Here is a 13,402-nt window from a genome sequence, read left to right on the forward strand (position 1 = left end):
TATGACCAAACAACCTGAGTATTTGCTAGAAGAAAATTTAGTCCAACAACTAAGCGATTTGGGCTATAAAAAAGTAGTGATAAAAGACGAACGCGATCTTATTCAAAACCTGCAAGAGCAATTGGAAAAACACAACAATTGCACGTATTCTTTCAATGAGTTCAAGCAAATACTCAACGATTTATCTAAAGGTAATATCTATGAAAAAGCCAAACAACTCAGGGACAAAATAGACTACATCAAAGATGATGGCACAACAGGTTATGTAGAGTTGATCAACCAGATACATTGGTGTAAAAATCAATACCAAGTAGCTCATCAAATCACCATGATGGGTAACTATGAGAATCGTTACGATGTTACCTTATTAATTAACGGTTTGCCATTAGTACAAATTGAATTAAAACGTAGAGGTTTAGAACTCAAAGAAGCGTTTAACCAAACCAATCGTTACGAAAGACATTCTTACAGCTCAGGAAATGGGTTGTTTCAATATATTCAATTGTTTGTTATCAGCAATGGCGTAAACACTAAATACTATGCTAATAATCCAGTAAAAGCAAGGTCGTTCAAACAAACCTTTTATTGGGCAGATGTTGAAAATAAAATCATTACCCAATTGAGCGAATTTACTAATTTGTTTTTAGAGCCATGTCATTTATCTAAAATGATAACCAAGTATGTGGTATTAAATACTTCTAATACTTTGATGGCATTGCGTCCTTATCAATATTACGCAACTGAGGCAATAGTAGAACGAGTAAAAACTACCAATAAAAACGGATATATTTGGCACACAACAGGTTCGGGGAAAACCTTAACATCGTTCAAAACCAGCCAGATATTAACAAATTTGGAAGGCGTTTACAAAGTGGTTTTTGTGGTAGATAGAAAAGATTTGGATTACCAAACCATTAAAGAGTTTAACAGCTTTTGCGATGGCAGTATTGATGCCACTAATGACACCAGTACTTTAGTGCGCCAATTTACCGATGATACCAAATTGATTGTAACCACGATTCAAAAACTAAATACCGCTATTTATAAACAAAAGTATTTGAACAAAATGGACAATTTGAAAGATAAGAAAATTGTTTTCATTTTTGACGAGTGTCACCGAAGCCAATTTGGAGATACACACAACCGAATTAAAAGTTATTTCAACAATGCTCAGATGTTTGGTTTTACAGGAACACCTATTTTTAAAGATAATTCTGTTATTAATGCTCACGGAAAACGAACTACCAAAGATTTATTTGAAGAATGTTTGCACAAATATGTTATTACTGATGCTATTAGAGATCGTAATGTTTTAAAATTCTCTATTGAATACATTAGTACTTTTAAAAGTAAAGATGGTATCAAAGACATCAAAGTAGATGATATTGATAAAGTTGAGGTTATGGAAGCACCACAACGATTAAATAATATCACCGATTACATTATTGAAAACCACAATCGCAAAACCCACGATAAAAAATTTACAGCAATTTTTTGCGTTCCAAATGTGAAAACCTTAATTAAATATTACGAACTATTTAAGGTCAAACAAACCAATACAGATGACACTTTGAAAGTAGCAACAATCTATTCGTATCAGGCAAATCAATTGGATGAGGACGCTAAAGGGTTTATTCCTGATGAAGATTTTGAAGATTTTGTTGCTGAACCAAGAGAAGAATACAACTCTCAACATACAAGAGACAAACTCGAGGAATTTATTGCGGATTACAACGGTATGTTTAAAACAAATTATTCCACCAATGAGTTCTATGCCTATTACAAAGACATTGGCAAACGAGTAAAAAATAAACAAGTTGATGTTTTACTAGTGGTAAATATGTTTTTGACAGGTTTTGATAGCAAATTGTTAAATACGATTTATGTAGATAAAACACTTAAATATCACGGATTAATACAAGCATATTCTCGAACCAACAGAATATTAGACGAGGTAAAATCTCAAGGTAATGTAGTTTGTTTCAGAAATTTAAAAGAAGCTACAGACGAAGCAATTACGTTATTCTCAAACAAAGAAGCGATTGAAGAAATTATTGTTCAACCGTATGAAGATTATGTAGCTAACTTTGAGAAAGCTTATAAAAAATTAATTGCTTTAGTACCAACGGTAGACAGCGTTAACGAGTTACCCTCAGAAAATGAAGAACTCGAATTTGTAAAAACCTTTAGAGAATTAATACGAATCAAAAATGTATTAGGCACTTTTACCGAATTTAGTTTTGAATCTTTACCAATTGAAGAACAAGATTTTGAGGATTACAAAGCGAAATATTTAGATATTAGGGATAGAGTAAAAAACACCAAAGAAGTAGTTTCAATTCTGAATGATATTGATTTTGAAATAGAGTTAATCCGCAGAGACGAAATTAATGTTGCTTATATATTGGGATTATTGGCAAAATTGCAAGAATCGAAAAGCAAAGACCAAGAGCAACAGCGAAAAGTCATTACCGACATGATGGCATCGCAAACCCAGTTAAGAAGTAAAAAAGAATTGATTGAAAAATTTATGCTTGAAAACTTGCCATTAATAACTGATGTTGATGCCGTGCAAGAATCATTTGATACTTTTTGGGATATAGAAAAACAAAAAGCTATCGAAACATTAAGCCATCAAGAAAATTTAGACAATACTAAATTACAAGATATTATAGGTAAATATCTTTTTACACAAAAACAACCATTACGTGATGAGGTAATTGGATTGATGAATAAAAGACCAAGCTTAAAAGAAAGAGCCACAGCATCGGAAAGAATACTAAACAAAATTGTTGCTTTTGTAGAAACGTTTATTGATGGTATGGGTTAAAAATTTCTTAATCTACATTAAGTGCTTCTCGAATCTTATCGTTGTAAATTTGTATCATAATAATTACTAAATTTATAACGATATGAAAAATATAGTTTTACACAAAGCAGATTCAAGAGGTCACGCTAATCACGGTTGGTTGAATGCTTACCATAGTTTTAGTTTTGCAAGTTGGTACAATCCAGATAGAGTTCAGTTTGGAATGTTGCGCGTTTTAAACGACGACACCGTTGCTGCTGGAATGGGTTTTGGGACACATCCACACGATAATATGGAAATTATAACTATTCCATTAGAAGGCGATTTAGCACATAAAGACAGCATGGGAAATGCTGCAACAATCAAAACTGGTGATGTGCAAGTTATGAGTGCTGGAACCGGAATTCAACACAGTGAGTTCAATCCAAATGCAGACCAACACACTAAATTATTTCAAATTTGGTTGTTTCCAAAATTCAGAAATGTAGAACCTCGCTACCAACAAATTACTTTGGATGTTACAAAACAAAAGAATAGTTTTGCACAAATCCTTTCACCAAACGCAGACGATGATGGCGTTTGGATTTATCAAGATGCTTGGTTTTATTTGAGTGATTTTGACAAAGATTTTTCTAAAAAATTATCCCTTAAAAAAGAAGGAAACGGATTTTACATCATGAATATCGAAGGCGAAATTGAAGTAAATGGTTCAACATTAGAAAAAAGAGACGCTATTGGAATTTGGGAAACTTCTGAAATTGAAATTAAAGCAAATACAGAATCCAAATTTTTAATAATGGAAATCCCAATGGAACAATAAATACCCGATTTCAACATTCAAAATTCGTTTTTGAATATTCGAAGTCAAAAATATTGAATATTCAATTTTGAGTAACGAATGTTGAAGTTTTTAAACTTATAAATTATGAATGAAGTACAATTAAAAATCAATGATAAAAACGGTGTTTTTTATATTGATGTAGATGGAAAACACGAAGCAATGATGACTTTCGTTTTTGCTGGCGAAGACAAAATTATTATTGATCACACCGAAGTAAACCCAGGAAATAACGGAAAAGGATTTGGCAAAAAAATGGTAACAAAAGCAGTGGAATTTGCTAGAGAAAAAGGAATTAAAATCATTCCGCTTTGTCCATTTGCCAAAAGTGTATTTGATAAAACACCAGAGTTTAGAGACGTTTTGTAATTATGGCTAATCTTTTAGAACAAGATATAACAGGAAAAATTGGTACCCAAAAATATTTGTGTACCATTTCTTGGCGTAATGGCAAATTAGTAATGGATGAACCCAAAAGTATTGGCGGAAAAGATTTAGGTCCTGATCCTTATTCTACTCTTTTAGCTTCTCTAGCTGGATGCACTCTGTCAACTTTACGAATGTACATTGATAGAAAAGGATGGGATATTCCTGAAATTAATATTTCATTAAATTTTTCGCAAAAGCAAAATGACGAACTAGAAACTACAATTTCAAGAGCTATTTCATTTTCTAACGAAATTACTACGGAACAAAAAGAACGTTTACTATTAATTGCAGAAAAATGTCCAATTTCAAAACTATTAAAAAACAAAATAACCATTAACACCCAACTTTAATTATGGATGCAAACGACTTAACCAAAGAATATACCAATGGAGAAGTTACCATTGTATGGAAAAATAGCTTGTGCAAACATGCTGCCGAATGTGTAAAAAACAATCCTGATGTTTTCAAACCAAGAGAAAAACCATGGATTCATGCAGAAAATTCAACAACAGAAAAAATTATTGAAACTATAAAGAAATGTCCTTCTGGTGCATTAACTTATTATTTAAACAATGAAACAACCGCCTAAATGGAAATTTGCTGTAATGGTTTGGATAGCAATTTATCCAACAATTACATTAGTATCTTTATTAATAGGAGATTATATCAAGAATTTACCCTTACCTTTAAAAACATTAATCATGACTGGAATGTTAGTTCCATTAATGGTTTTTGTGTTACTTCCTTTTTTGAGAAAAATATTAGGTAATTGGTTAAACAAATAAAAAAACATGAAAAAAATTATCGCTTTTGGAGCTTCATCTAGCAAGACTTCAATCAACAAACAATTAGCAACTTTTGCTGCTAATCAATTTCAAAATGCATCTGTAGAAATTTTAGATTTAAATAATTTTGAAATGCCTATTTTTTCAACAGATAGAGAAACCGAATCAGGAATTCCACAATTAGCTCAAGATTTCTATACTAAGCTTGGAACAGCAGATTTAATCGTGATTTCATTTGCTGAACATAATGGCGCTTATTCTGCTGCTTTCAAAAATATTTTTGATTGGACTTCGAGAATAAACGCTAAAACATTTCAAGAAAAACCAGTTCTTTTACTTTCAACTTCTCCTGGACCACGTGGTGGAAGTTCTGTTTTAGAAATTGCTAAAAATCGCTTTCCATTTCAAGGTGCAGTTGTTAAAGGAAGTTTTTCTTTGCCAAGTTTCAACGATAACTTTAATACTGAAAAAGGAATAACAAATGAAGATTTAAAAAATCAGTTATTGGAAATCGTTAATTCAATTGAGTTGTAAGAAATTTTGTTTAGAATCCGAAAAAAACTATTTAGCCCTGATTGCAAGGAAAGCTTGTGAGGCACGAACAACTTGAAGAAAAAGCAGGAAAATGATCCCGAAGTTTCGGGACTAAAAATACCCAAACTATTCGCTTCTAAAAATTTATTATTTTTGCATTAGTTTAAAGTAATTTTTAAACTCACAAACATTAAACTTTTAAACCAAAAACATGAAAGCATACGTATTTCCAGGTCAAGGTGCACAATTTACAGGAATGGGCAAAGAATTATATGAAAATTCTACATTGGCAAAAGAATTATTCGAAAGAGCAAACGAAATATTAGGTTTTAGAATCACAGATATTATGTTCGAAGGAACTGCTGAAGAATTGAAAGAAACAAAAGTTACGCAACCTGCAGTTTTTTTACATTCGGTAATTTTAGCTAAAACATTAGAAAACTTTAAACCAGAAATGGTTGCTGGTCATTCATTAGGTGAATTCTCTGCCTTAGTTGCCAATGGTGCTTTATCGTTTGAAGACGGACTAAAACTAGTTTCACAAAGAGCACTTGCTATGCAAAAAGCTTGCGAAATTACTCCATCAACAATGGCAGCCGTTTTAAATTTAGAAGATAAAATTGTAGAAGATATTTGTGCATCGATTGATGGTGTTGTCGTAGCTGCAAATTACAACTGTCCAGGACAATTAGTTATTTCGGGTGAATATAAAGCAGTTGAATTAGCTTGCGAAAAAATGAAAGAAGCTGGAGCAAAACGTGCATTAATTTTACCTGTTGGAGGAGCTTTTCACTCACCAATGATGGAACCAGCAAGAGAAGAATTAGCAGCAGCAATTGAATCAACCACTTTTTCAACTCCAATTTGTCCAGTATATCAAAATGTAACAGCTAGTGCAGTTTCTGATGCGGACGAGATTAAGAAAAACTTAATAATCCAATTAACTGCGCCTGTAAAATGGACGCAATCTGTTCAACAAATGATAAAAGATGGTGCAACTAGTTTTACTGAAGTTGGTCCAGGAAAAGTTTTAGTTGGATTGGTAAATAAAATTGATAGAGAAGTGGAGACTATTTCGGCTTAAAATCTTATGATACAAAATTTAAAAGAATTATTATTAAATATCAATGGAGCAAAAGTCATTGAACCTAGCATTGACTACAGTGAATATATGCCATTAGATTTATCAGTATTTAATAAAAATTTAAAAAACTATAAATTAGAAAATGCATCAGATTATGAACTTTTTATTCAATCTCAACTTGATGAAAAGAAAGCTAAAATAGCTTTTGGTGGTTATCTAGAGAAAAGAAATTTATATAAAAGAAGTTCTGTTTTTAGTAGCGAAAACTCTGAAGAACGAGACATTCACATTGGCTTAGATTTATGGATTAATAAGGAAGCTACAGTTCATGCTGTTTTAGATGGTGTGATTCATAGTTTTCAAAACAATACAGATTTAGGTGATTATGGTCCAACAATTATTCTTGAACATCAATATAAAGATTTCATTTTTTACTCCTTGTATGGTCATTTAAGTGAAGAAAGTTTACACAATAAAGAAGTAGGACAAAAAGTAGTAAAAGGTGAGCAAATTGCAAATCTAGGTTTACCACCAATAAATGGCGATTATGCGCCACATTTACATTTTCAAATCATTTTAGATATTGAAGACAAAACAGGTGATTATCCCGGAGTTAGTTCAGAAAACAATATAAACTTTTATAAAAATAATTGTCCTAACCCAAATGACTTATTAAAAATATATTAATCATGAAAAAAATAATTTTATCCTTAGTATTTGCATCATTACTAATTTCATGTAAAGAAGAAACTAAAGAAAAAGTAAAAGAAGCATCAAAGGCTGTTGGCGCTGATTTAAAGCAAGCTGCAGATTCTGCGAAAGTAAAAGCTAAAAAAGTTTTGGATTCCTCTAAAGTAGGAGAAAAAGCAAAAGTTTTAATTGCAAAAGGCGCAGAAAAAGTTGAAGAAGGTGCAAAAAAAATAAAAGAATCTGCGAAGAAATAAAATTTGGCATCTAAATTGTAAAGTATTAATGGAAATTGAAAACAATTATTAATTCAAAAACAATTTAACCCAATGAAAAAAGTATTTTTAAGTTTAGCTTTAGTTGCATCATTATTAGTAATTTCATGCAAAGAAACTACTCAAGACAAAGTAGAAGTCGCTACAGAAGCTGTAGGTACAGAAGTTGAAACTGCCGCTGAAAAAACTGCAGATGCAATTGATTCAACTGCTACTGAAACTGGAGAAGCTGTAAAAGAGGTTGCTGCTGATGTGAAAGAAGGAGCAAAAGAAGCTGCTGCAGTTGCTGCTGAAAAAGTAGAAAAAGGCGCTAAAGCTGTAAAAGAAGAAGTTAAAAAATAATTTTTTATTTCTTAAAAAAATTAAACCCAACCTTATCAGGTTGGGTTTTTATATTTAAAATAAATCAACTTTATCGCTTCTTATAATTGATTATAAAAACACCTAAAATAATCAATGCAGTTGCTATAATGAAGTCAATTGTAATAATTTCGTCAAGTATAAGCCATCCTAAAAAAACTGCTATTACAATATTTATATAATTCAAAATTGAAACCTGAAGAACAGTAACTCTTTTTAATGCATAATAATAACAGAAAAAAGCTAAAACTGATCCAAAAATAGCTAGATATAAAACTGCAGAAACACTTCTTAAACTCCAAGTACTAATATCTGTATCTGAAGAAAAAATGAATGCTAAAGCAAATTGAATAATAGAAGAAATTGAGAATTGATAAAATAAATTCAGTGCGATATTGCTAGATTTATGCGTATGTTTTTTAGAATAAACTGTTCCTGCTGACCAACTTAAAATGGCAATACTTAAAAACAACATTCCTGTTTTGTAGTTTGGATCTAATATATCCTCTAATCCATTTCTAAAAATAAAAACTACTCCAAGAAAACCCAATAAAACTCCGATAAATCCTTTTAATCTGGGCTTTTCAATTCCAAAAAGAATTCCTCCAATAAAAATAATCACTGGAGAAAGTGCGCTCATTATTGAAGTTAAACCGCTAGGTAATGTTTGCTCTGCAATAGTTGTAAAACCGTTAGCAATGACAATCATTAATAAAGAAGGAATCAATTGGAACTTTAAATTGCTCCAACCAATCCATGACAATTGTTTTTTATAAAGTAAAATTCCTAAAACAAGCAACGCGGCAATTCCTTGACGAATAGAAGTTATAAACCATGGTGGAATACTTTCAACAGCAACACGAATACCTAAATAGGTCGTTCCCCAAACTAAACCGACAATTACTAAGGAAAAAATTAATTTTAAATCGGGTTTTGGGTTGGTCATTTTAATTATAACTATTTATGAAATTCCTTCGGAATGACAAACTATAAGTGAATGATTAGTCACAAATACTGAAAACTAACCTCTAATCTTCTGTTCCCATTTCCAAGCACTTGCCAAACTATCTTCTAAAGTTGATTGTGCTTTCCATCCTAAAATATTGTTTGCTTTATCGGTATTGGCATAAGCAGAAATTACATCACCTTCTCTTCTGCTCACAATTTGATAGTTTAATTTTTGTTCCGAAACTTTTTCAAAGGCTTGAATCACTTCTAAAACCGAACTTCCTGTTCCTGTTCCTAGATTGAAAGTCTCAACTTTTTCTACATTTTGTTTATTCAACAAACGTTGCATCGCTATAACATGCGCTTTTGCCAAATCAACTACATGGATATAATCACGAATCGCAGTTCCATCAGGAGTTGGATAATCATTTCCATAAACAGAAAGTTTCTCACGCATTCCAATGGCTGTTTGCGTAATAAATGGCACTAAATTTTGAGGAACACCAAGTGGCAATTCACCTATTTCAGATGTTGGATGCGCGCCAATTGGATTAAAATATCGTAGTAAAATTGAATTAATATTGGTAACTTTAGCAACGTCATTTATGATTTCTTCACCTATTTGTTTCGTGTTTCCATAAGGAGACATCGCTGGTTGCACAGAAGCATCTTCAGTAATCGGCATTTTTTCGGCTTGACCGTAAACAGTACAAGAAGAACTAAAAATAAAATTCGGGTTAGATAACTCTTTTAGTTCTTGAAGTACATAAACCAAAGCGTTGATATTATTTTCGTAGTACAATAAAGGATTTTCAACACTTTCTCCAACCGCTTTTGAAGCAGCAAAATGAATTACTCCTTCAACGTCATTATGCTTCTTAAAGAACTCTTGAACCGACGCTTTATCACGCAAATCCATTTTCTCGAAAATTGGTTTTTTACCTGTAATTCTCTCAATTCCATCCAAAACACTTTCTGATGAATTTGATAAATTATCAATGGCTACCACTTCAAAACCCTCGTTTTGCAATTCAACAACGGTATGTGAACCTATAAAACCTAAACCTCCTGTTACTACTATTTTCATTTTTTTGAGATAATAGAGAAAAGAATCAAGAGAAAAGACAATAATCTCTTGCCTCTTTTCTCTTGTTTCTATTTTCTTATTTTAAATATTCTAAAACTGTATCCGTTATAAATTTAATTTGCTCGTCATCCAATTCGGTGTGCATTGGTAATGCAATAACTTCTTTGCATAATTGATTGGTTACCGGAAAATCTTCTTCTTTGTAACGTGAATCTGCGTACGCTTTTTGACTATGTAACGGAATTGGATAGTAAATTGCGCAAGGAATTCCTTTCTCTTGCAAATGCGCTAATAATCCATCACGTTTTCCATTCATAATTCTGATAACGTATTGATGAAAAACATGGCAATCGCAGGTTTCACAAATAAATGGTGCCCAAATATTAGAATTCACACTCAAAGCAACAGAATATTTTCTAGCTGCATCTTGACGTGCTTTATTGTAAGTATCTAAATGTGGCAATTTCGCTTTCAGAACTCCAGCCTGAATACTATCTAAACGTGAATTCACTCCTACTACATCATGATGGTAACGTTCGTACATTCCATGATTTACAATTCCGCGTAACGTGTGAGCCAGTTGATCATCGTTAGTAAAAATCGCTCCACCATCACCATAACAACCTAAATTTTTAGATGGAAAAAATGACGTTGCACCAACATGTCCTATGGTTCCAACTTTCTTTTTAGAACCATCATTCGATTTATAATCAGCACCAATTGCCTGTGCATTATCTTCAATTACATACAAATTATGTTCATTAGCAATTTCCATAATCGCATCCATATTAGCAGCGCGACCAAATAAATGTACAGGAACAATCGCCTTAGTTCTTGGCGTTATTGCTTTGCGAATTCCGTCAAGCGAAATGTTCATATTATTCATATCAACATCTACTAAAACCGGGGTTAATTGTAGTAGTGCAATCACTTCTACAGTTGCAGCAAATGTAAAATCGGCTGTGATTACCTCATCGCCAGGTTTCAAATCTAATCCCATCATGGCAATTTGCAACGCATCTGTTCCGTTAGCACAAGGAATCACGTGTTTAACACCTAAATAATCCTCTAAATCTTTCTGAAATTGATGAACCAAAGGTCCATTTATATAAGTATTCGTCTCTAAAACTTCCTGAATAGAAGCGTTAACTTCGTCTTTTATTTTTTCGTATTGACCTTTCAAGTCAACCATTTGTAATTTCTTCATCCTAAAAAATTTGAAATACAAAAGTATAACATTTCTAGTTATTTGGAGCGAATGGTTCGGGAATTTTTATCCCGAAACTTCGGGACCATTTTCCTGCTCTCGTCAGTCGTCTCGTTCGAAAAAACGAGACTCCAACAATGACGAGATCAGGGCTAATTAGCATTTGTCTTTTGTAAAATCAGATTTTCAAAACAACGCAATTGTAAAATCTGTAAATATCCATTCAATCTGTAGCAAAAAATCTTATTTTTACCCAACTAAAATTAGATAATGCTTTTTCTATACAATTTAATCCTACTTCTCGCTTCACAAGTTGTAAAACTATTGGCGCTTTTCAATCCAAAAATGAAACTTTTTGTCAATGGTCGAAAAGAAGTTTTTTCAAAAATTAGAGAAAAAATAAAACTTTCAGACAAAACAATTTGGTTTCACGCAGCATCATTAGGCGAATACGAACAAGGTTTACCCGTTATTGAAAAAATAAAAATTCAATATCCAAATCATAAAATAGTAGTTACGTTCTTCTCTCCATCAGGTTATGAAGTTCGAAAAAATAATACTGTTGTTGATGTTACAGTTTATCTTCCATTAGACACAAAAAACAATGCAAAAATGTTTTTAAAACTTGTTCATCCAGAATTAGTTTTCTTCATTAAATATGAATTTTGGCCTAATTATCTGAATGAATTAAAGAAATTACAAATAAAAACCTATCTAATTTCGGGCATTTTTAGAGAAAAACAAGCCTTTTTCAAATGGTATGGTGGTTTTTACAGAAATGCTCTTAAAACATTCGACTACTTTTTTGTGCAAAACGAAAGTTCCAAAAATCTGATTCAAAGTATTGGTTTCAATAACGTAAAAATTTCTGGCGATACCCGATTTGATCGAGTAGTTTCGATTTTAGAAAGAGATAATTCGTTAGATTATATTGAACAATTCAAAGACGACAAAACCACAATTGTAATAGGAAGTTCGTGGCCAAAAGACGAAAATTTATTGGTGAATTACATAAATAATGCATCGGATAATGTTAAATTCATAATCGCACCACACAATATCAAATCGGAACAAATTGCAAATCTAAAATTACAAATTACAAAATCAACCGTTCTTTTTTCAGAAAAAAACAACGTTAATTTATCAAATTTCAACGTTTTCATCATCGATACTATCGGAATTTTGACCAAAATATATTCCTACGCAGATATCGCCTATGTTGGTGGCGGATTTGGAAATCCTGGTGTTCATAACATTTTGGAACCAGCAACTTTTGGTGTTCCGATAATTATTGGACCCAATTATTCTCATTTTGCCGAAGCCACTGCACTGGTTCATCAAGAAGGTTGTATTTCTATTTCAAATGAAATCGAATTGAACGAAGCCTTTGATAATTTAATTTCTAATGAAGATGTTCGCCATGAAAAAGGACATATTTGTGCCACTTTTGTACAAATGAACAAAGGAGCAACGGATGTTATTTTGAAACATTTTTATTTTTAAATTTTGTTAGAGATATTATATTATATTCATTTCAAGAGTGTGCGTTACTCAAACCATGATTTGTTTAGAACAAATGCTCTTTTCGTAATATTACTAGCACATGCTTTCTTAATGCCTTTTTTTTATGTACTTTATAAGCTAAATTATTATGATTTTCTAGATTGGTTTAAATATTTTGATAATTCTCCAATTATTAGAATGATTGTAATTCCCTTAATCATATTATCAGTTTTTTGTTATTTTAGATATTTTAGAAAAGACAAAAGGTTGTACATTTTAGACAAATATGAAGGAAGGTATAAAGTATTAATTAAATATTCATTTATCATCTTTATCTTATTATTACTAATACCTCCATTGTTAACTGTTTTTTTGATAAATATTTTTTTATATTTTTATTTTTAATTTGACAACTTTCCAACAATTAGAAACTTCCCAAATAGAAACCATCACATCAATGATGCAAGATTTCTATGCTATTGACAATTATCCTATTGAAATTGATGTTTCAAAACAATTATTTCAAGAATTTATTTCCAATGAACATCTTGGAAAAGCTTGGTTGATTTATTCAGAGAATGAATTAGTTGGATATGTAATTCTTACTTTTGTTTTTAGTTTTGAATATCAAGGAAAAATTGCCTTTATAGACGAGCTTTACCTCAAAGAATCCGCCAGAGGAAAAGGAATTGGAGCCAAAACACTACAATTCATAAAAGAACAAATCCCTAAATTATCGTTAAAATTGCTCTATCTTGAAGTAGAACATCACAATGAAAACGCACAAAAATTGTATCTTGCAAACGATTTTGAAGTTCACAATCGCAAATTATTAAAATACAAACTACACTAACAT

At 31.6% G+C, this 13,402-nt stretch carries 16 protein-coding genes; 13 read left to right on the plus strand and 3 right to left on the minus strand.

What is annotated here, in order from left to right:
• Position 1 precedes the first annotated feature (1 nt).
• From Q0049_RS13585 to Q0049_RS13635, 11 genes are all read left to right on the plus strand, one after another.
• Complete coding sequence (locus tag Q0049_RS13585; RefSeq protein WP_298120782.1) at positions 2-2,830, plus strand: type I restriction endonuclease subunit R; 2,829 nt, start codon at positions 2-4, stop codon at positions 2,828-2,830.
• A gap of 82 nt (positions 2,831-2,912) precedes the next feature.
• Entirely contained in the window at positions 2,913-3,629 is a 717-nt protein-coding gene (locus Q0049_RS13590) for a pirin family protein (RefSeq protein ID WP_298120785.1), read from the plus strand.
• Between the two features lie 105 nt (positions 3,630-3,734).
• Complete coding sequence (locus Q0049_RS13595) at positions 3,735-4,016, plus strand: GNAT family N-acetyltransferase (RefSeq protein WP_298120788.1); 282 nt, start codon at positions 3,735-3,737, stop codon at positions 4,014-4,016.
• 2 nt (positions 4,017-4,018) lie between these two features.
• Positions 4,019-4,426 (plus strand): OsmC family protein, encoded by a 408-nt coding sequence (locus Q0049_RS13600; RefSeq protein ID WP_298120790.1) that lies wholly within the window; start codon positions 4,019-4,021, stop codon positions 4,424-4,426.
• 2 nt (positions 4,427-4,428) lie between these two features.
• On the plus strand, positions 4,429-4,665 hold the full coding sequence (locus tag Q0049_RS13605) for a (4Fe-4S)-binding protein (RefSeq protein ID WP_298120793.1): 237 nt from the start codon (positions 4,429-4,431) through the stop codon (positions 4,663-4,665).
• On the plus strand, positions 4,649-4,861 hold the full coding sequence (locus tag Q0049_RS13610; RefSeq protein WP_298120796.1) for a hypothetical protein: 213 nt from the start codon (positions 4,649-4,651) through the stop codon (positions 4,859-4,861). Before Q0049_RS13605 ends, Q0049_RS13610 begins: the two co-directional genes overlap by 17 nt.
• Before the next feature lie 6 nt (positions 4,862-4,867).
• Entirely contained in the window at positions 4,868-5,395 is a 528-nt protein-coding gene (locus tag Q0049_RS13615) for an NADPH-dependent FMN reductase (protein WP_298120799.1), read from the plus strand.
• 211 nt (positions 5,396-5,606) lie between these two features.
• Positions 5,607-6,479 (plus strand): ACP S-malonyltransferase, encoded by an 873-nt coding sequence (gene fabD, locus Q0049_RS13620; RefSeq protein WP_298120803.1) that lies wholly within the window; start codon positions 5,607-5,609, stop codon positions 6,477-6,479.
• 6 nt (positions 6,480-6,485) lie between these two features.
• On the plus strand, positions 6,486-7,166 hold the full coding sequence (locus tag Q0049_RS13625; RefSeq protein WP_298120805.1) for a peptidoglycan DD-metalloendopeptidase family protein: 681 nt from the start codon (positions 6,486-6,488) through the stop codon (positions 7,164-7,166).
• 2 nt (positions 7,167-7,168) lie between these two features.
• Positions 7,169-7,423: a hypothetical protein gene (locus Q0049_RS13630; RefSeq protein ID WP_298120807.1), complete on the plus strand. Its 255-nt coding sequence runs from the start codon at positions 7,169-7,171 to the stop codon at positions 7,421-7,423.
• A gap of 72 nt (positions 7,424-7,495) precedes the next feature.
• On the plus strand, positions 7,496-7,783 hold the full coding sequence (locus Q0049_RS13635) for a hypothetical protein (RefSeq protein ID WP_298120810.1): 288 nt from the start codon (positions 7,496-7,498) through the stop codon (positions 7,781-7,783).
• Positions 7,784-7,853: 70 nt separating this feature from the next.
• Here Q0049_RS13635 and Q0049_RS13640 read toward each other — a convergent pair whose 3' ends face one another.
• From Q0049_RS13640 to Q0049_RS13650, 3 genes are all read right to left on the minus strand, one after another.
• Positions 7,854-8,747: an EamA family transporter gene (locus tag Q0049_RS13640; RefSeq protein ID WP_298120813.1), complete on the minus strand. Its 894-nt coding sequence runs from the start codon at positions 8,745-8,747 to the stop codon at positions 7,854-7,856.
• A 75-nt stretch (positions 8,748-8,822) separates the two neighbouring features.
• Positions 8,823-9,836, minus strand: a complete 1,014-nt coding sequence (gene galE / locus Q0049_RS13645) for a UDP-glucose 4-epimerase GalE (protein ID WP_298120816.1) — start codon at positions 9,834-9,836, stop codon at positions 8,823-8,825.
• Between the two features lie 76 nt (positions 9,837-9,912).
• On the minus strand, positions 9,913-11,043 hold the full coding sequence (locus tag Q0049_RS13650; RefSeq protein WP_298120819.1) for a DegT/DnrJ/EryC1/StrS aminotransferase family protein: 1,131 nt from the start codon (positions 11,041-11,043) through the stop codon (positions 9,913-9,915).
• Between the two features lie 270 nt (positions 11,044-11,313).
• Here Q0049_RS13650 and Q0049_RS13655 point away from each other — a divergent pair, with 270 nt between their 5' ends.
• Complete coding sequence (locus Q0049_RS13655; protein ID WP_298120822.1) at positions 11,314-12,546, plus strand: glycosyltransferase N-terminal domain-containing protein; 1,233 nt, start codon at positions 11,314-11,316, stop codon at positions 12,544-12,546.
• Positions 12,547-12,952: 406 nt separating this feature from the next.
• Complete coding sequence (locus Q0049_RS13660; protein WP_298120824.1) at positions 12,953-13,399, plus strand: N-acetyltransferase; 447 nt, start codon at positions 12,953-12,955, stop codon at positions 13,397-13,399.
• Positions 13,400-13,402: the final 3 nt, after the last annotated feature.

Source organism: Flavobacterium sp. (assembly GCF_027484205.1).
GTDB lineage: Bacteria > Bacteroidota > Bacteroidia > Flavobacteriales > Flavobacteriaceae > Flavobacterium.

Bases quoted from the DNA above. Each gene is read 5' to 3' on its own strand.
- Q0049_RS13585 (WP_298120782.1), top strand. From the start codon at position 2: ATGACCAAACAACCTGAGTATTTGCTAGAAGAAAATTTAGTCCAACAA.
- Q0049_RS13590 (WP_298120785.1), top strand. From the start codon at position 2,913: ATGAAAAATATAGTTTTACACAAAGCAGATTCAAGAGGTCACGCTAAT.
- Q0049_RS13595 (WP_298120788.1), top strand. From the start codon at position 3,735: ATGAATGAAGTACAATTAAAAATCAATGATAAAAACGGTGTTTTTTAT.
- Q0049_RS13600 (WP_298120790.1), top strand. From the start codon at position 4,019: ATGGCTAATCTTTTAGAACAAGATATAACAGGAAAAATTGGTACCCAA.
- Q0049_RS13605 (WP_298120793.1), top strand. From the start codon at position 4,429: ATGGATGCAAACGACTTAACCAAAGAATATACCAATGGAGAAGTTACC.
- Q0049_RS13610 (WP_298120796.1), top strand. From the start codon at position 4,649: ATGAAACAACCGCCTAAATGGAAATTTGCTGTAATGGTTTGGATAGCA.
- Q0049_RS13615 (WP_298120799.1), top strand. From the start codon at position 4,868: ATGAAAAAAATTATCGCTTTTGGAGCTTCATCTAGCAAGACTTCAATC.
- fabD (WP_298120803.1), top strand. From the start codon at position 5,607: ATGAAAGCATACGTATTTCCAGGTCAAGGTGCACAATTTACAGGAATG.
- Q0049_RS13625 (WP_298120805.1), top strand. From the start codon at position 6,486: ATGATACAAAATTTAAAAGAATTATTATTAAATATCAATGGAGCAAAA.
- Q0049_RS13630 (WP_298120807.1), top strand. From the start codon at position 7,169: ATGAAAAAAATAATTTTATCCTTAGTATTTGCATCATTACTAATTTCA.
- Q0049_RS13635 (WP_298120810.1), top strand. From the start codon at position 7,496: ATGAAAAAAGTATTTTTAAGTTTAGCTTTAGTTGCATCATTATTAGTA.
- Q0049_RS13640 (WP_298120813.1), bottom strand. From the start codon at position 8,747: ATGACCAACCCAAAACCCGATTTAAAATTAATTTTTTCCTTAGTAATT.
- galE (WP_298120816.1), bottom strand. From the start codon at position 9,836: ATGAAAATAGTAGTAACAGGAGGTTTAGGTTTTATAGGTTCACATACC.
- Q0049_RS13650 (WP_298120819.1), bottom strand. From the start codon at position 11,043: ATGAAGAAATTACAAATGGTTGACTTGAAAGGTCAATACGAAAAAATA.
- Q0049_RS13655 (WP_298120822.1), top strand. From the start codon at position 11,314: ATGCTTTTTCTATACAATTTAATCCTACTTCTCGCTTCACAAGTTGTA.